General features: G+C 62.2%; 15 protein-coding genes. 11 read left to right on the plus strand and 4 right to left on the minus strand.

What is annotated here, in order from left to right:
• Positions 1 to 500: 500 nt before the first annotated feature.
• Positions 501 to 1226 carry a helix-turn-helix domain-containing protein gene (locus ACW4DH_RS13365; protein WP_459636887.1) on the plus strand — a complete coding sequence of 242 codons (726 nt, stop codon included), beginning with the start codon at positions 501 to 503 and terminating at the stop codon, positions 1224 to 1226.
• A 73-nt stretch (positions 1227 to 1299) separates the two neighbouring features.
• Here ACW4DH_RS13365 and ACW4DH_RS13370 read toward each other — a convergent pair whose 3' ends face one another.
• Complete coding sequence (locus ACW4DH_RS13370) at positions 1300 to 1653, minus strand: type II toxin-antitoxin system HicB family antitoxin (RefSeq protein ID WP_459636888.1); 354 nt, start codon at positions 1651 to 1653, stop codon at positions 1300 to 1302.
• A gap of 496 nt (positions 1654 to 2149) precedes the next feature.
• Between ACW4DH_RS13370 and dusA the strand changes: the two genes are divergently transcribed.
• On the plus strand, positions 2150 to 3190 hold the full coding sequence (gene dusA, locus ACW4DH_RS13375; protein WP_459636889.1) for a tRNA dihydrouridine(20/20a) synthase DusA: 1041 nt from the start codon (positions 2150 to 2152) through the stop codon (positions 3188 to 3190).
• Positions 3191 to 3262: 72 nt separating this feature from the next.
• On the opposite strand, the gene ACW4DH_RS13380 is transcribed toward dusA, so the two are convergent.
• Entirely contained in the window at positions 3263 to 4291 is a 1029-nt protein-coding gene (locus tag ACW4DH_RS13380; RefSeq protein ID WP_459636890.1) for a succinylglutamate desuccinylase/aspartoacylase family protein, read from the minus strand.
• Positions 4292 to 4684: 393 nt separating this feature from the next.
• Here ACW4DH_RS13380 and ACW4DH_RS13385 point away from each other — a divergent pair, with 393 nt between their 5' ends.
• From ACW4DH_RS13385 to ACW4DH_RS13400, 4 genes are all read left to right on the plus strand, one after another.
• Positions 4685 to 5725 (plus strand): glycosyltransferase family 4 protein, encoded by a 1041-nt coding sequence (locus ACW4DH_RS13385; protein ID WP_459636891.1) that lies wholly within the window; start codon positions 4685 to 4687, stop codon positions 5723 to 5725.
• Between the two features lie 137 nt (positions 5726 to 5862).
• Positions 5863 to 6621 carry a phosphatase PAP2 family protein gene (locus ACW4DH_RS13390; RefSeq protein ID WP_459636892.1) on the plus strand — a complete coding sequence of 253 codons (759 nt, stop codon included), beginning with the start codon at positions 5863 to 5865 and terminating at the stop codon, positions 6619 to 6621.
• A gap of 132 nt (positions 6622 to 6753) precedes the next feature.
• Positions 6754 to 7236 (plus strand): Zn(2+)-responsive transcriptional regulator, encoded by a 483-nt coding sequence (gene zntR, locus ACW4DH_RS13395; protein ID WP_459636893.1) that lies wholly within the window; start codon positions 6754 to 6756, stop codon positions 7234 to 7236.
• Positions 7233 to 8522, plus strand: a complete 1290-nt coding sequence (locus ACW4DH_RS13400; protein ID WP_459636894.1) for an SO_0444 family Cu/Zn efflux transporter — start codon at positions 7233 to 7235, stop codon at positions 8520 to 8522. Before zntR ends, ACW4DH_RS13400 begins: the two co-directional genes overlap by 4 nt.
• Positions 8523 to 8592: 70 nt before the next feature.
• Here ACW4DH_RS13400 and ACW4DH_RS13405 read toward each other — a convergent pair whose 3' ends face one another.
• A complete protein-coding gene (locus ACW4DH_RS13405) occupies positions 8593 to 9399 on the minus strand; it encodes a glucose 1-dehydrogenase (RefSeq protein WP_459636895.1) in 807 nt (268 codons plus the stop codon).
• 224 nt (positions 9400 to 9623) lie between these two features.
• On the opposite strand from ACW4DH_RS13405, the gene ACW4DH_RS13410 reads away from it, so the two are divergent.
• Entirely contained in the window at positions 9624 to 10295 is a 672-nt protein-coding gene (locus tag ACW4DH_RS13410) for a haloacid dehalogenase type II (protein ID WP_459636896.1), read from the plus strand.
• Positions 10296 to 10577: 282 nt separating this feature from the next.
• On the plus strand, positions 10578 to 10928 hold the full coding sequence (locus tag ACW4DH_RS13415; protein WP_459636897.1) for a con-10 family general stress protein: 351 nt from the start codon (positions 10578 to 10580) through the stop codon (positions 10926 to 10928).
• Between the two features lie 245 nt (positions 10929 to 11173).
• Here ACW4DH_RS13415 and cra read toward each other — a convergent pair whose 3' ends face one another.
• A complete protein-coding gene (cra, locus tag ACW4DH_RS13420; protein ID WP_459636898.1) occupies positions 11174 to 12211 on the minus strand; it encodes a catabolite repressor/activator in 1038 nt (345 codons plus the stop codon).
• 185 nt (positions 12212 to 12396) lie between these two features.
• On the opposite strand from cra, the gene ptsP reads away from it, so the two are divergent.
• The 3 genes from ptsP to ACW4DH_RS13435 are packed head-to-tail and all read left to right on the plus strand — an operon-like array spanning position 12397 to position 18034.
• Positions 12397 to 15273: a phosphoenolpyruvate--protein phosphotransferase gene (gene ptsP, locus ACW4DH_RS13425; protein ID WP_459636899.1), complete on the plus strand. Its 2877-nt coding sequence runs from the start codon at positions 12397 to 12399 to the stop codon at positions 15271 to 15273.
• Positions 15273 to 16241, plus strand: coding sequence for a 1-phosphofructokinase (gene pfkB / locus ACW4DH_RS13430; protein ID WP_459636900.1), 969 nt, complete (start codon positions 15273 to 15275; stop codon positions 16239 to 16241). Before ptsP ends, pfkB begins: the two co-directional genes overlap by 1 nt.
• The gene (locus ACW4DH_RS13435; RefSeq protein WP_459636901.1) at positions 16238 to 18034 is read left to right on the plus strand and encodes a PTS fructose-like transporter subunit IIB; all 1797 of its coding nucleotides are present in this window, start codon (positions 16238 to 16240) and stop codon (positions 18032 to 18034) included. Before pfkB ends, ACW4DH_RS13435 begins: the two co-directional genes overlap by 4 nt.
• The last annotated feature ends 86 nt before the right edge of the window (positions 18035 to 18120 follow it).

Genomic DNA, 18120 nt, shown 5'->3' on the forward strand with positions numbered 1-18120 from the left:
GCTCGGTGAAGCTAACCGAGGCTTTCAGGTGTGTGCCGTCAACCGTAACAGCAAGGCATGACGGTGTAACCGCCATCAGGCTTAGGCGATAATGTGTTCGTCCAAGCCTGGATGACGCCTTCAGTGCAACATGCTTATGCGCCTCTTAGCTGCCTCTACAGGCAGCTGGCGCGCTTTTCTCTATTTTAAGCTCACCTCATTACCTAGGTTAAGGCGTCAGAAGCGATTTAACCTTATGCTAATACCCGTAAGCACCACCGACATGAATGCCTCATAATTCGCCGGCTTTCTAAACGAAAACTGGTCTATATATGAGAGTTAATTCTTGTCTAACGTAGATTCTCTTTCGAATATAAGACACCTCTAAATATATAAAGGACGATAAGATATCAGAACATCTTTCGTGTTTTTAGTCCGTTCTGGTAACGGAGTTCAACCCGAAACATACTTTGGCGCTGGCTGGATATGCTAACGCGTTTACGTTACGGCGAGATGCGCAGATGAATGCATTGGGAAACCGAATCAAGCAGCTAAGAGTGGAAGCCGGCTTAAGCAAGGCCGCCTTGGCCAGGCGAGTCGGGGTATCCGATGTGACCATTTCCTACTGGGAATCGGGCACGATCAAACAGATTGGTCATGAGCGCTTGATAGCGTTGTCCGAGGCACTCGAATGCCCGCTAAAAAACCTGCTCGACAGCACGAGCGCCGCTCAGGTGATTCCCGCTCCGGAAAGTCTATCTCCGGATAACTCTCAGTTTCTGCTTCACTTGAGTACGCAAGAGCCTGCTCCTTGGCTGAATGGACATACAGCGCCCAAGCTTGACGGTATGGATGGCTATACCTCCGATGCCATACAGGACCAAGGGCTTGGGGGGGCGAATAGCATCAGGCTGCGTAAGGCTGTTCGCAGCATTCCAAGGGTAGGAGAGCTGCTACGCCACTGTTATTTCGTAACGCCAGCCCCCGGCGAGCAATTTGACTTTCTTGGAGAAGGGGATATTGCCGCCGTCTGCCCTATCAGCGACTTACAGCATAACGGCCTATACGTCATAGAACGCCTCGGCAAGCTGGAAATCAGGCATATCGAACGCCTCTCATCGGGGCGTGTACGCATTCGAGAGGAAGGGAAGAAGACCTACGTGATCGAGACGGAAAAGCAACTCTCCTTTCGCCTGTTGGGATGCATTGAGGCTCGTTGGAAACTCTTCGACGAAACGCTTGTATGACAGGAGCGCTCTGAGGCCACTGGGTTGGGGAGGCTTATGAGCAGGCCCCAACATCACAAAACCTGCACGATGCTTACTCTCTTTTTTCCACTACGATATAGCCCTCAGCGTCCGGCAACACATCCACCACGCGCCGCTTGCCCTCAGGCAGAGGCCCCATCTGTATTTTCAAGTAATGCCAGCTTGTCCGTGAAAACGGTGCATCATTGTGCATGTGCATCATCATCGGCGCAGGCGTAGGCAGCTCTTTATTCCGCGCCAGCAGCGAAGCCAAATGCAAGACGATGGCTTCGCGTGCCTTGTTCAGCGCATCGCTATATCCCATGCCCAGCACCCGGAACTCAGGCAGGTCCGGTGCGTGTACTTCCCAACCCTGCAACGCCCCCTGCACCTGCTGCACACCCACCTCGTAAATGAGCTCGTTCATTCAGGTTTCCTAATTAAAGTTAACCAAAGCATGGAAGATTACACATCTTTACTATTCAACTCAACATATAAAACCCTACCCCGGTGATAGGAAATACTGCATCTCGAGTGCTCAATATGACCGATGCTAAATGAACAATTCATATTTCAAGACTCAAAATAACAATACTTGACGGTGCTATTTCGCCACGTCCTGCCTACCAGACGCTAAATGACGCTCAATGCAGAGGGGAAAAGTGGAGAAGCAGAAGAGAGTTCACCGCGAAGCCTGACGCCGGCTTGGCTGAATATCCTAGGTAGCAGCGGGTCCAGAAGAGATCGCGGTGCGGATTCAAACCAAGTATGAGAAACTGCCGTTCTTTCGGCGAGGCCTTCCAAGCTCCTAAGCGTCGCCAAGCGAAACCTCCGCGACATACCAAATCGCTGAAGCCCTGTGTGCCAAATTCGTACCCACACATGACGTGAAACAGGGCCAAATCACTGAAACATGAACAGATATGAATGATATGGCAACCGCCACAAACCGCATGAATGCTGAGAATCCGAGGCCCGCGCTGGACAGGACGTTTTCCGTCGCGCCGATGATGGATTGGACAACCCGGGACTACCGAGCCTTTGCCCGCTGCCTGACGCGTCGGGCGCTACTCTATACCGAAATGGTTACCACCGGCGCGATACTGCACGGTCACCCGCGAGAGCGCTTTCTGGGGTATAGCGACATCGAACATCCCATCGCGCTGCAGCTGGGCGGCAGCGATCCGGTGGCGCTCGCGGAGTGTGCGGTGATAGCCGAGGAATGGGGCTATGACGAGGTCAACCTCAACGTCGGCTGCCCCAGCGACCGGGTACAGAACAATCTGATCGGTGCTTGTCTGATGGGCCATCCCCAGCGTGTGGCGCAATGCGTTACCGCCATGCGCAACGCCGTATCCATCCCGGTGACGGTAAAGTGCCGCATCGGTATCGATGAACAGGATGAAGACGCCGACCTCGAGCGCTTTATCGACAGCGTCGCGGGAGCCGGTTGCGACACGTTCATCGTTCATGCCCGCAAGGCCTGGCTCGACGGTCTCTCTCCCAAGGAGAATCGTGACGTGCCGCCGCTCAATTATCCACGCGTATATCGTCTCAAGGCCCAGCATCCCGAGTTGCATATCGGTATCAACGGCGGACTGAAAACTCTGACGGAGTGTCATGATCACCTGTCACGAGTCGATAGCGTCATGCTCGGTCGCGAGGCCTACCAGAACCCGTGGCTGCTGGCAGCGGTAGATGAAAGCCTTTACGGCGAGACGGGGCCGGCCACCAGCCGTCATGCCGCGGCCCGGGCTTTTCGTCCCTACATCGCGACGCGTCTGGCCGAAGGTGCGCGACTCAACCACGTGACGCGCCATCTGCTCGGGCTGTTTCAGGGCTGTCCGGGAGGACGTCAATTCCGTCGCCATCTTTCCGAGAATGCCCACCGCGAAGGTGCCGGACTCGAGGTCTTCGATGCCGCACTGGATAGAGTTCCGGAAACGACGCTTCAATCGGCGTGAAGCCCTCTCACCCACTCTCGGTGCAATTCAAGCATTCAAGACCGGTTTCATGAGGAAAGGGCGCGGCAGGCCTCAGGAGAGTTCGGGGCGTGGATCAAAATCCGACTGGAATGACTCCACCGCGCTCTCGACTTCATCGATCTCGTGAAACCGGGCGACATGGAACAACGCTTCGCCCTCGTTGGCCAGCGGCAGGTTGCTCATGCCAATCACGATGCCGTCGGCCACTGCCGTCACTTCGCTTTCCGCGTTGCCGAAAGGGTCCGCCACCAGCCCCAGCACTTCACCCTTGGCCACGCGTGCCCCAAGACGCACCTTCTGGCGCAGAATGCCATCGATGGGGGAACGTGCCCAACTGGAGCCATTGGATATTTCGGCCGGTCGCGGCGCGCTGCGACGCCGATCGGAGGACAGCATGCCCAGCATGCGCATGACCCGCTGCACTCCGCGTACTCCCGGCGCGATGGCCCACTCATCGAAGCGCAGCGCCTCGCCAGCCTCGTAGGTCAATACCGGGACTCCCCGGTTCTGGGCATATTCACGCAGGCTGCCCTCGCGTAGCTCGGCGTTGAGGATCACCGGAACGCTAAACGCCTCGGCCATGTCTCGAGTCACCGAGTTGCCTTTGAGCTGGGCACGAATCTGCGGCAGGTTGGTACGGTGAATGGCCCCGGTATGCAAGTCGATGATATGGGTCGCCTGATCGGCGATCTGCTCACGAAACAGCGCCGCGACACGCGAGCCCAACGACCCCGCCTCGCTGCCCGGAAAGCAGCGGTTGAGATCCCGCCGATCCGGCAGGTAGCGGCTGTGCTGCACGAAACCGAACACGTTGACGATGGGCACCGCGATCAGCGTGCCACGCAACCGGCTCAACGATGACAGGCGCAACACGCGGCGCACGATCTCGACACCATTGATTTCATCGCCATGAATGGCTCCGCATACCAGCAATACCGGGCCGGGTTGACGGCCATGCACCACCTCGACCGGAATATGCAGCGGGGCATGGGTATAAAGCTTGGCGACGGGAACATCGATCAGTGAGCGGGAACCCGGCGCGACACGCGTGCCGGCAAGTTCGAAGGGGGCACGAGCCATCTGCAACATCCAAACAATAGAACAGTGTTTCCTTTATACCTGTATCCGCCCGCGATGACGACCCCTGTCGCTCAGCGCGTGGCAAGCGGCACGGACAGGCACCCATCAGCTACGCTTATCCTGCCGGCGCTAGCACCCATGCGCCCAGAACTCGATGAGAGGGAACGGATGGTAGGCATAGGCTTGGCCTCGCAGGCATTGTCCAAGACACTTGCCAAGCTCGACTTCCAGACTCTTGACGACAATCCGCAGTTCCAAGGGCGCAAACACGACAGCGGAGTTTATGGCCAAGGCGATTTTCGATCTTCTCGGGCAGGCCGGACGCGGCTTGACGGCAATGAGTGGCATACTGCATGAATCATATATCGCCGGGGCCGGTTACGAGGGAAACCTATGAATGAAGTGACTTTTATCGTTGCGGGTGACCCCGCCAAGCTGGCGGGAAGCTATATATACGATGCCCGTATGGTCGACGCACTGCGCGATGCCGGCTGGCAGGTATCGGTCATCGGGCTCGAAGGCCGCTTTCCCGAGCCGGACGCCCTGGCCGCCCGCTCGCTGGATGATGCACTGCAAGAGCGGCCCGCAGGCAGCCACGTCGTCATCGACGGCCTCGCCTTCGGCGGTCTCCCCGAGATCGTCGAGGCACATCATGAGCGGCTCGCCCTGACAGCGCTGATTCACCACCCGCTGGCCGATGAAACCGGCCTGGGCGAACCTCAGCGCCAGCGCTTCCTGATCAGCGAGACCCGCGCTCTGGCCGCCGTCAAGAATGTCATCGCTACCAGCGCCTTCACGGCCAGGCGTCTTGCCGATTTCAATGTCCCGGCCGAGCGCATCCGTGTCATCGAGCCCGGTGTCGCACGCGCCCCGCTGGCCGCCGGACACAACGCGACGCCACGCCTGCTGTGTGTCGCCACGCTGACCCCCCGCAAGGGCCACGACGTGCTGGTCGAAGCCTTGGCCCAGCTCACCGATCAATCTTGGGTGTGCGACTGCATCGGTGGGCTCGAGCATGATCCGGCCCATGCCCGAGAGGTCCAGGCGCGGATCGATCGTCACGCCCTTGGCGAACGCATTCGCCTGCTGGGGTCGCGCCCGCCCGAAACGCTCTCGGAGTACTATCAGAGCGCCGATCTCTTCATCCTGCCCTCACACTACGAGGGTTACGGTATGGTGATTACCGAGGCACTGGCCCACGGTCTGCCGGTCGTCACCACCAATGGCGGCGCCCTGGCCTATACGCTTCCCGAAGAGGCCGGACTCAAGGTGGCTCCCGGAGATAGCGCGGCCTTGAGCGCGGCGTTACGCAAAATGTTGACCGACCACGACGCACGCCGCCGGTTCGCCAGCGGGGCCAGGCAGGCCAGGGAACGCCTGCGAGACTGGCCCGCTGCCGGAAAAGCTTTCGCCCAGGCCTTGCATCTGGCGTAATACGACGTTTGTCCATCGCATGCGTAGACCAAAGCGCCGATCCGAACGATGGGTCGCCAGCGCGCAGGTTATGACGAAGTATGGAAACCGGCACCTGGCATACCTTTCAGGCGCCGATATTAAGCAGGGAGAGCTCGATGCACCGTTTATCAAAACCCCGACAATTGAGTCGCAACACCTATTCCTGGCTGACGTGGCTGGGCCGTCACGAGCTGGGAATACTCTTGTGTATCGTCATCGCCTCAGGAGGCATCTGGGGCTTTGTTGCCCTGGCCGGCGAAGTCATGGAAGGCGACACGCGTGGATTGGACGAAGCCATTCTGCTCGCCTTTCGCAATGCGAACGACCTTTCCGATCCGCTCGGTCCCGGCTGGGCCGAGGAGATGGGGCGTGACTTTACCGCCCTTGGCGGAGTCGGCGTGCTGACGCTCATCACCTTGGGCGTGCTCGCCTACTTGCTACTCTCCGAACGTTTTCGGGCTGCGGTTTTCACCCTGGTATCGGTGTCGGGGGGCTGGATCATCAGCACCCTGCTTAAAATGGGCTTCGAACGTCCTCGTCCCGACCTGGTGCCCCATGGCTCCATCGTCTACACCGCCAGCTTCCCCAGCGGCCACTCGATGATGTCCGCCGTGACCTACCTGACCCTTGCGGCGCTACTGATTCGTGTCCAGCCCGAGCGGCGTCTGAAAGCCTACCTGCTGCTGACGGCGGTTTTCATTACCGTGCTGGTGGGCGTGAGTCGGGTCTATCTGGGAGTGCACTGGCCCACCGACGTCCTGGCAGGCTGGACGGCAGGCGCAAGCTGGGCGGCGCTATGCTGGCTGGTCGCGCGCTGGCTACAGCGGCGCGGCGCCGTCGAAGCTCCCGCCAACGATACGGAGACGACGCCGTAACGCTCGAGGCTCGGGCTTCTGTCATGGTGGCGGTATAGGAAGCGCCACCATCGTTTCAGCGCGCCAACGGCTTGACCCTGAAGCCCACTTCAGGGTTTAAGCTTAAGATACATGGTCCAACTGGAATGACAGATGCTAAAGATCGGTGAGCTCGCCGAGCGCAGCGGCGTCAGTGTGGAAACCTTGCGTTACTACGAGAAAGCGGCGTTATTGCCCTCGCCACACCGTGGCATCAATGGCTACCGCTACTACGCTACCGACAATATCGATCGGGTGAACTTCATTCTACGTGCCAAGGCGCTGGGATTCAGTCTGGCCGATATACGCGACCTGTTATCGCTGCAGGTCGAGGCCGATGCGCATACCTGCACTGAAGTCAAGGCTCTAGCCGAAACCAAGCTGGCCGAGATCGATGCCAAGCTGACCGAACTGCAGCGCATGCGTCAGGCCCTCTCCACCATCACCGTGGCTTGCTGCGGCGGCCCGCATGCCGTGACAGATTGCACCATTCTGACGGCGCTCGCCGAAGGTGAGGTACGCCAGGAGCATCACGACCCTCAGCATCAGGAGGCCGACGCCTGCCAATCGTCCCGTCACAAGAGGACCGATGCATGAATACCCTTGTCAGTGAGTTCTGGCACCTGTGGCTGGACGCCGCCCCGTGGCTGATTCTGGGGTTAATCGTCGCGGGCCTGATGCAGGCGCTGATCCCCAGCGGGCAACTGGCCAGGCATCTGGGAGGCGAGGGAATATGGCCGGCGGTCAAGGCAGCCCTGCTGGGCGCGCCACTGCCCTTGTGCTCGTGCGGTGTGATTCCCGCCGCGGTGGGCTTAAGGCGGGCCGGGGCCTCACGGGGAGCGACCTCCTCCTTCCTAATCGCCACTCCGGAGACCGGCGTCGATTCCATCGCCATCTCCTATGCCCTGCTCGGGCCATTCCTGGCGGTCATGCGCCCCGTCGCCGCCGTGGTCACCGCCGTTACCGCGGGAGCGCTGACGGCCTTTACCCGCGAACCCTCGCCGACATCCGCGCCTCGTCAGCCGGCATCGCCCGCGCCGCCAACCTCGAGTTGCTGCGCCTCGAAGCCCGCCTCCCCTGCCGCTGACGTATCGGCGTACACCGCGGATTGCTGTTCGCCGCCGGCCATGGCAACCACTGGCTGTGGCTCAGTGCCCGATGGCTCCACGGCTGCCCCCCGGGCGGCAAGCTGCTGTTCTCCGCGCGACGCGGGCACTAGCCCTGCCCAGCGAGAGACTGGCTGCGGCTCTTCTGGCTCAACCTCATGTTCGGGCGCTCAGCCGTCGAGTCCCCCTGTCGATGGCAAGCAAGCGTCCCTGCGTCGACGTCTTGTCGCCGGCCAGAAGACGGCCTTCAACGATCTCTTCGGCGACCTGGTCAACTGGTTGCTGGTGGGGCTGCTGTTCGCGGCCCTGGTGGTCGCTTACGTGCCCGAGGATTTTCTGACTCGTTTCAGCGAGGGCCTGCCCGCCATGCTGATAATGGCATTGATTGGCGTGCCCATGTACATCTGCGCGTCGGCCTCCACACCCGTGGCGGCCGGCCTGTTGCTGGCGGGTGTCTCACCCGGCGCAGTGCTGGTCTTCATGCTGGCGGGGCCCGCCACCAACATCGCCACGCTGGGCATCGTGCGTCGCGAGCTGGGAGGGGCCGCGTTGGCGATCTATCTGGGCAGTGTCATCGGCGTCAGTATCGGTTTCGGCTATCTGACCAACGCCTTGGTCACGGCTTGGGGGGTGAACATACGTGGTGAAATCGCCGCTAGCGCCGAGATTCTGCCAGGTTGGCTTAGCCTGCTGGCCGCCATTGTGCTGGCCGCCATGTGCGCCGTCTGGTATGTCCGGCAGTGGCAGCGACGTCGCCAGGCACGCTGCTGCTCTTGATCCGCATGCCATCCAGGCAGTGGCATGTATCATCGCCTCGATTCGCCAAGCCGTGTCAGGCTGTTGAGCGTCACCCGCCTTCACGGAAGGCGGGATACAGCATCATGCCGCCATCCACGAACAGCGTGGTACCCACCACATAGTCCGAATCGTCGGAGGCTAGCCAAGTGGCCGCTTTCGCCACGTCCTCGGGCTCACCGATACGTCCGTAGGGAATCAGTTGACGCAGGCTTTCGGCGGCGTCACCGCTCTCCCACGCCTCACGATTGATCTCCGTCTTGATGGCCCCGGGTGCTACCGCGTTGACGCGGACTTTCTCTGCCGCCACCTCCTGAGCCATGGTTTCCATCAGCATCTTCAGCCCGCCCTTGGCACTGGCATAGTTGACGTGCCCGCCCCAGGGAATCGCCTGATGCACCGAACTGGTAAAGATGATCTTCCCCAGCGCCGTGGAGCGCTGAACATCCAGACCCTGGCGGCGAAATCTGCGTACCGCTTCCTGGGCGCACAGAAACTGCCCGGTCAGATTGACATCGATCACCTTGCGCCAATCGTCCAGACTCAGCTCGGTGAACGCCGCATCGCGTTGAATGCCGGCATTCGCCACCAGAATATCGATCCCGCCTAAAGTCTCCTCTACGACATCGAACAGGTGACGACAGGCGTCCGGCTGAGAAACATCGCCCTGGACGGCAATGGCCTGACCGTCCTGTCGGCGGATCTCGTCGACAAGCCGCTCGGCCGCCGCCTGGCTGGAGCGGTAATTGACCGCAACCGCAGCGCCCGCCTCGGCATAGGCCCTGGCGATCGATGCGCCGATTCCCGAGCTGGCCCCCGTAACGAGTGCCCGCTGACCGTGCAGGGGTTGCCTGTGCATACCTGTCTCCTTATGTCTGAACTTGCAAAAGCCCGCTCCACTGCACCTGCTGGCGCCTACTCGAGGCGTGCCGTGCTCCCCTCAAGATAACCGTCGATACAAACAACGCCAGTCGGCACCGTACGTCACGCACACAACCTCGCAAGCCACTACGCTTGCTATGGACATCGTGGCCTGTCGGCCCTAGCCACATGCCCGTCAATACTTAACGTCAGGGAGAACGCATGTCTCAGCATATCGTATTCGATGTCAATGAAACGCTACTCGACGTTGCGGCGCTCGATCCGCTCTTCGAGCGTTTGTTCGGCGATGCCCGGACCCGCAGTGAGTGGTTTCTCACCCTGCAGGAGAACTGGCTGACCGCCACGATCATCGACCGCTTCCAGCCTTTCGGCGAGTTGGCCCAGGCGGCCCTGGTCATGGTCGGTTGGCGCCACGGCATCGAAGTCAGCGCTACGGATCAGCAGGAACTGATCGAGCGCCTCAAGACCCTGCCTCCCCATAAGGAAGTTGTCGAAGCGTTGGGCCTGCTGCGCGAGAAGGGCTTTCGCCTGGCCGCACTGACCAACAGCACGCTGGAAGCCGCCAGGCAGCAGCTGGAGGCAGCCGGACTCACGGAGTACTTCATGGAAATCATGTCGGTAGACGAAGTGCAGCGCTACAAGCCAGCCCCTGAACCCTACCGCCTGGCAGGCGAGCGTCTGGGAGTGCCCCCCGCAGGTTTCATGATGGTCGCCGCGCATGCCTGGGATATTACCGGTGCGGCCAGCGCCGGTTACCGAACTGCCTTCGTCACCCGCCCTGGCAAGGTGCTCAACCCGGCCGGTATCGCGCCGGATTTGCAGGGAGACGACCTGCTCGATGTCGCCCGCAAGATTGTGGCGAGTGCCTCTTGATTCACTGGCGGCACGATAGTCATGGCTGAAGTTGCGCCCTTCGCGGGTAAGGGAGCAAGTAGAACCCATATTGGATTGAATGACATAACAATAATTAAACGAAGCCGCCTCAAGGTTCTCATATACTGCCTTTAGTGTAATTTTGTATCGAGGATGGGTTACTGCTTGCGCCCCCTTCATCTCACTTCTATCTTATTTATAGCGTCATTGGTTAGAAGGAGCTTCGGCCTCTTCGAAGACGCTTTTTTTCCTGTTGTTAGCAATTAAACATGGAGGTTTATCATGGCTGAACATCGTGGTGGTTCTGGCAACTTTGCAGAAGATCCGAAGAAAGCTTCCGAAGCTGGCAAGAAAGGCGGCGAGCACAGCGGCGGTAACTTCAAGAACGATCCCGAACGTGCTGCCGAAGCCGGTCACAAGGGTGGCCAGGAGAGCGGCGGCAACTTCAAGAACGACCCTGAGCGTGCTGCCGAAGCCGGTCACAAGGGTGGCCAGGAAAGCGGTGGCAACTTCAAGAACGACCCTGAACGTGCTGCCGAAGCCGGTCACAAGGGTGGCCAGAACAGCGGCGGCAACTTCAAGAACGATCCCGAGAAGGCTTCCGAAGCGGGAAAGAAAGGCGGTAGCCGTTAATCGATGTTCCATCAGTTTACTCCCTTGGGGTAAACAAGCGGTTATCTGATATTTCCGCAAGATGGACAAAAGGCGAAAGGGTTTCGACTCTTTCGCCTTTTTATTAACACTTAAAAGGCTTTTGCTTAAAATAAATCAAGAGCAGACCTGACGTTAGTATCTTGCCTGTCGGGTTAGCGTCACCGCTAAGGCCTTTAAACTCGCCAGAGGTCTTGCCAGTCGCGTGGCCTCCAAGAACACCTGCCTTATTTTTCAACCGTCTTGTCGTTGCCGGTACTGTCATTGCGGGCCGCTCGTCGATAGCGTAGCGAGCGCTCGACAATATCGCAGCCGGGAGAGTACTCCCCTCTAGCGGCGGCCAAGGCACGCATCAATGTCAGTTCGGCGATGCGCGCATGATTCTGGGGCAGCGAGTTGACCGGCTGGGGCAGGAAATCGAGCAAGCGGTCATCGCCGAAGGTCGCCAACTGTAGCCGCTCGGGCAGCCCCCCATTTTCCAGCAGCACATCGAAGACTCCCTCCAGCAGGGTATAGGATGCGGTCACCAGCGCATCCGGTAGCCCATGTTCATCGAGCAGACGACGCATCAGTGCTGCCCCCTCAGCGCGGTCGTAGCGTTTGGCCGTCAATACCCACGGCGTCGCAGCCGTACCGGCCAAGGCTTGATGGAAGCCTTGGCGGCGTTCACGAGTGATCGACAATTCATCGACGGCCTCGAACCAGGCGATACGCTCGGTCTGCGATTCGGCTTGTGGACTCAACACCGAACGCGTCAGCGCCTCGGCGGCGTCGACATTACGGCTGAGAACGCACACGAAACGTGCAGGATCGAGGGCCCGATCCACTGCGATGACCGGCAGCCCTCCCGCCATCAACTCGACATAGAAGGCATCCTCCGGGGCCAGGCTGCTGGCCACAATCAACGCTTGGCAGCGCTGTGCCCGCAGGGCCAGGGCCAGTTCGCGCTCGGTATCGGGCTCGTCGTCGGAGCCTGCGATCAATAGCTGAAACCCTTGCTGGCGGGCACCATGCTCCAGCAGCTTGGCCAGCCGCGCATAACTGGCATTTCCCAGATCCGGCACGATCAACCCCAGCATACGACTTTCGCCGCGGCGCAAAGCGGCGGCCTGGGCATCGACACGATAGCGGTGGCGAGCCACCACGGCCATGACCTTGTCCACTGTATCGCGGCTAATGCGGCGCTCTTCGGCCCTGCCATTGACGACATAGCTGGCGGTGGTCCGCGAGACGCCGGCAAGACGGGCGATTTCGGCGAGAGTCATGGCGGTTTTCCTTGTGTCGAGTGCAACGAGGCTATTTTACGGCAGCCACGCCGCCCCAGCCCTGCGAAGGTCTTAACGCATCGGGCTTGATTCGGCGGCAAGTTCGATTCAGCATTGTCCTATACCAAGGTGACACGATTCAGCTTACCGATACAATCCCTCTCGGGAAGCTGCGAGGAGGCTAGATGCTCACTCTTCATCAGGACGATGTCCTGCTCAATTGCCATGCCGGCGACTGGCGCGAAGCGCTGGATCAGGCGGCGGCGGCGCTGGTCGAGGCCGGCCGCGCCACGCCCGAATATCGCCATGGACTGCACGAGCGTGAGGCGCAGTCCTCGACCTATCTGGGCAACGCCATTGCCATTCCGCACGGCACGCCTGCCAGCCGCACCGAGGTGCTGGCCACCGGAGTGCGCGTGTTGCAATTCCCCGCCGGCGTCGACTGGCACGATGGCAACCGCGTACATGTCCTGGTGACCATCGCGGCCCAGAGCGACGAGCATCTGGATATCCTGCGCGCGCTGACGCACGTTCTCGATCGCGAAGGCGTTGCTGAACAGCTGGCCCAGGCCGACAGCCGCGCCGAGGTCATTGCCCAGCTATCGAAGGCCCCGGTCGTGGCTCGCGTTGACGTCGACACGCTGTGCCTCAAGTTCCCGGCCAAGGATCGCTTCGAGCTGGCCTTGGCCGGCGCTGCGCGGCTACGCCAGGCCGGCTGCGTCAACGGCGATTTCATCGCGGCGATCGTCGAACAGGAACCGGTAGCGCTGGGCCAAGGGCTGTGGCTGGCCAGCAGCTCACGTGGCGTGACCACGCCAGCGCTGTCGCTGGCGACACCCGCGGCAACGTTTGTCGGCCCCAAGGGGCCGGTCAACGGCATGTTCTGCCTCGCCGCCCAGGAAGACGCCCATCTAGGCTTGCTCGAACGGCTGGCCGAACTGCTCGAGGCCGGCGACGGCGAAGCACTCGCCGATGCCGACGCCGCCACGGTGCTCGCACGGCTGGCCGGCGAAAGCGCTAGCGCCGAAACCGCACGGGTTCGGGTACTCAATGCCCACGGGCTGCATGCGCGTCCGGCCAAGCAGCTGGTTCAGGTCGCTCGCCGCCAGGACATGCCGATCAAGGTACGTTTGCTCGAAGGCAGTGCCGAGGCGGTTTCCGCCGCCAGCCTGACCAAGGTCATCGGCCTGGGAGCGCGGCGTGGCCAGACGCTGGTGTTCTCCGCCGAAGGCGTGGGCGCCGCCGAGGCGCTGCAAGCCCTGGCCGATGCCGTCCGTGGCGGGCTGGGCGAGCAGGTCCTGCCCTTCGAAGAGCGTCGCGATCTCGAGGAGCCCCAGGCAACCTCGGCGGCGCTCGAACCGCTCGCCGCCGATGTGGCGCACGTGGCGGTTGCCGCGTCCCCGGGCTTGGCGATCGCTCCGGCATTCGTCATGCGTACGCCGCGCTTCGACTATCCCGAACGCGCCGCCGACCTTGGCGGTGAGCGTGCCGGCGACGCCACGGCGCAGAAGGCACGTCTCGAACGGGCACTGCGCGACGCCGCGGTGCAACTCGAGGCGCTGATTCAGCAGGCCCAGGGCGGCGAGGTGGCGGAAATCCTCTCGATGCACGAGGAAATGCTCGAAGATCCCGAGCTGCGCGAGTCGGCCTTCGAGGGTATCGATGAAGGTCTCTCCGCCGAAGCCGCCTGGTGGCGCGGCGTGGATACCGCCGCGCGGGCCCAGGAAGTGCTCGCCGATCGTCTGCTCGCCGAGCGCGCCGCCGACCTGCGCGACGTCGGCCGGCGCGTGCTGGGCATCCTGTGCGGTATCGAGTTGCCCACGCCACCCGACGAACCCTATATCCTGGTCATGGACGATGTCGGCCCATCCGACGTGGCGCGACTGGATACCCACAAGGTGCGCGGTCTGCTCACCGCACGTGGCGGGGCGACTTCGCATAGTGCGATTCTCGCCCGTGCACTGGGCATCGCTGCCGTGGTGGGCGCCGGCGAGCGCATCATGACGCTGGACAACGGTACCCAGCTGATTCTCGACGGCGAGCGTGGCCGGGTGACTCCCGCCCCCTCCAAGGAGCGTCGCGAGCGCGCCGAACTGCGTCTCAAGGAGCACGAGGCACGTGCGAAACAGGCCTACGCCGCTCGTTTCGAGCCGGGACAGACCCGCGATGGCCACCGTATCGAGGTGGCCGCCAACCTGGGCAACACCGCTCATGCCGAGGACGCGGTAGAGCATGGTGCGGAGGGTGTCGGCCTGTTGCGCACCGAGTTCGTGTTCATGGCCCATGCCGAGGCGCCCGATCTAAAAACGCAGATCGGCGAATACCGTCAGGCCCTCGACGCCCTTTCAGGCCGACCGCTGGTGGCGCGCACGCTGGATGTCGGCGGCGACAAGCCCCTGCCCTACTGGCCGCTGTCTCAGGAGGACAATCCCTTTCTGGGCCTGCGCGGTATACGTCTGGCGCTGACCCGCCCGGAGATTCTCGAAACACAGCTGCGAGCGCTGCTCACCGCCGCCGGGGACAGGCCGCTGCGCATCATGCTGCCCATGGTCAAGGATATCGCCGAGTTCCGCGCCGCCAAGGCTATCGTCGACCGCCTACAGCAGGAGATTCAGGCCCCCGACGTGCAGCTCGGCGTAATGGTCGAGATTCCTTCCAGCGCGTTACTCGCGCCCAGCCTGGCCGAGGAAGTCGACTTCTTCTCCGTCGGCACCAACGACCTCACTCAGTACACGCTGGCCATCGACCGCGGCCACCCCGAACTCTCCGCCCAGGCCGACGGCTTGCACCCGGCGGTGCTGCGCCTGATCGAGATGACCGTCACCGCCGCCCATGCCAAGGGCAAGTGGGTCGGGGTCTGTGGCGAACTGGCCAGCGATGCCCAAGCGGTACCGGTGCTGGTAGGACTGGGTGTCGACGAACTCTCCGTCTCCATCCGTCAGGTGCCGATGGTCAAAGCGCGGCTGCGCGAGATCACGTTCCTCGAAGCTCAACGCCACGCCAAGGTCGCCTTGGCGCAGGCCACCGGCGAGGCGGTACGCGAAGCCCTGGAGGCACTGTAATGGCCAGGATACTGACACTCAGCCTCAACCCGGCGCTGGATCTGTCGATTCGCCTGCCGCGACTGGTTCCAGGCGCCGTCAACCGTACCGATTCGACCTGTCTCGATGCCGCTGGCAAGGGCGTCAACGTGGCGCGTGTGCTGGTGGCGCTGGGCCATGAGGTGATGGTATCGGGCTTTCTCGGTAGCGACAACGATGCCCCCTTCGTACGCGCCTTCGCTGAGCTCGGCGTGACCGACGCCTGCCTGCGTGTGCCCGGCGAGACGCGCATCAATGCCAAGCTCTCCGAACACGACGGGCGCGTCACCGATATCAACGGCCCTGGAGTCGACATCGAGCGCGGCGCCTTCGAACAGTTGCTCGAACGGCTCGAGGCCTTGATCGAGGACCCGGCAAGCCGCCCCGCGGCCGTGGTCATTGCCGGCAGTCTGCCCCCAGGCATCGCCCTTGACGATTTCACGAGACTGATCGGTCGCCTGCGCGAACGCGAGCTAGCGGTATGGGTCGACACCAGCGGCCCGGCACTGACGACGGCGATCGCCGCGGGCCCCTCGGCAGTCAAACCCAACGAGCATGAACTCGCTGAATGGGCGGGCGAAGCACTGAACGGCGACGCGGCTCGCCTGCGCGCGGCGCGGCAATTGTACGCTTCCGGCATCGACGAGGCCCTGATCTCCGCCGGTGAGGCGGGCGTGCTGTGGATCAGCCGCCGTGGCGCCTGGCAGGCCACTCCCCCCGCTGTACGCGTGGCAAGCACCGTGGGTGCCGGCGATACGCTACTCGCCGGCATGCTGCATGGCGTGCTTGCCGATCTGCCTGCCGAACAGGCGCTGCGTCTGGCGACGGCCCTGTCCGCCGAGTCCGTACGCCATGTCGGCGTGGGCGACCCGCTAGCCGCCGACTTCGACGACCTCCAACAACAGACGCGTGTGTGCCGGCTCGGCGACACCGCAAGGGAGCAGCCATGAATGTCATAGTAATCACCGCCTGCCCCAGCGGCATGGCAACGACCTTCCTCGCCGCTCGCCGCCTCGAGCAGGCTGCCGAGCGCCGCGGCTGGCAGCCCACGGTGGAGATGCATGGCAACCTCGAGCCGGCCAAGCCGGCCAGCGCCGAGGATATCGCCGCAGCCGAGCTGATTGTCGTCGCCGCCGCTTATGTGCCCGAGCCGCGACGCTTCGCCGGCAAACGCCTGTTCCAGGCGCCGATCGGCCAGGCACTGCCAGACCCGGCGGGTTTTCTTGAGCGCGCCCACCGCGAAGCGGCACTTTTTAAAGCGCCCGAAGCTGCGCTCCACCCCGGGATGCCCGACCGTGCGTCGGCAAGCGCCCCGGCAGCGGGTGCGTCAGCTCCGCCATCCGAGGCTTCTCAAGCCCAGAAGATCGTTGCGGTAACGGCGTGCCCCACTGGGGTCGCGCACACTTTCATGGCCGCCGAGGCACTCTCCGAAGCGGGACGCTCGCTGGGTCATCAAATCCGTGTCGAGACTCAGGGCTCGGTGGGCGCGCAGGATGAGCTGACCGGCGAGGAAATCCGCGATGCCGACGTGGTGATCCTCGCCTGCGACATCGAGGTCGACCCCACGCGTTTCGCCGGCAAGCGCATCTGGCGCACCTCCACCGGCAATGCGCTGAAGAAGCCCAAGCCGACCATCGAGACGGCGCTGGCCAAGGCCGAGGTGGAAAGCCAGGCGGGCACGTCAGACGATGGCGCGGGCAAGAAGAGCGTCAAGGAGAAGGGCATCTATAAGCACCTGCTCACCGGGGTATCCTTCATGCTGCCCATGGTGGTCGCCGGGGGCCTGTTGATCGCCCTGTCATTCGTGTTTGGCATCAATGCCTACGAGGAGGAAGGCTCGCTGGCCGCAGCGCTGATGCAAATCGGCGGCGGCAGTGCCTTCAAGCTGATGATTCCGGTGCTGGCCGGCTATATCGCCTATTCCATCGCCGACCGGCCCGGCATCGCGCCAGGCATGATCGGTGGCTGGCTGGCCGCCGATATTGGTTCGGGCTTCATCGGTGGGATACTCGCCGGCTTCCTTGCCGGCTACGTGGCCAAGGCGGTGATCAAGTATTTCAAGCTGCCGGCGAGTGTCGAGTCGCTCAAGCCGATCCTGATCATTCCCCTGCTCGCAAGCCTGGTGACCGGCTTGGTGATGATCTACATCGTCGGCGAGCCGGTGGCTGCCCTGCTTTCGGCACTGACCGCTTTCCTCGAGAACATGGGGTCGACCAATGCCGTACTGCTGGGCATCCTGCTGGGTGCGATGATGTGCTTCGACCTTGGCGGGCCGGTCAACAAGGCGGCCTATACCTTCGGCGTCGGGCTGTTGGCCTCGGAGACCTATGCCCCGATGGCGGCGATCATGGCCGCCGGCATGGTGCCACCGCTGGGCATGGGCATCGCCAGCTTCATCGCGCGGCGCAAGTTCGCTACCGCCGAGCGCGAAGCCGGCAAGGCATCGTTCGTGCTGGGGCTGTGCTTTATCAGCGAAGGCGCGATTCCCTTCGCCGCCAAGGATCCGCTGCGGGTCATCCCGACGTGCATCGCCGGCGGCGCGGTCACCGGGGCGCTGTCGATGCTGTTCGGCGCCAAGCTGATGGCACCCCATGGCGGTATTTTCGTACTGCTGATCCCCAACGCCATCACCCCGGCCCTGCTTTATCTGCTGGCCATCGTCGTCGGCGCGCTGATCACCGGGCTGAGCTATGCGATGATCAAACGCGGCGAAGAGCCGGTCGCGGTCGACGCCAGCGCCTGATCCTTTCCTGTCATTGCTGTCACCTTCCCTCGGCGCCTCAAGAGGCGCCGAGGGTTTTCAGGCTGCCGACAAGGTACTATGGCTGG

Source organism: Halomonas sp. WWR20 (assembly GCF_054602495.1).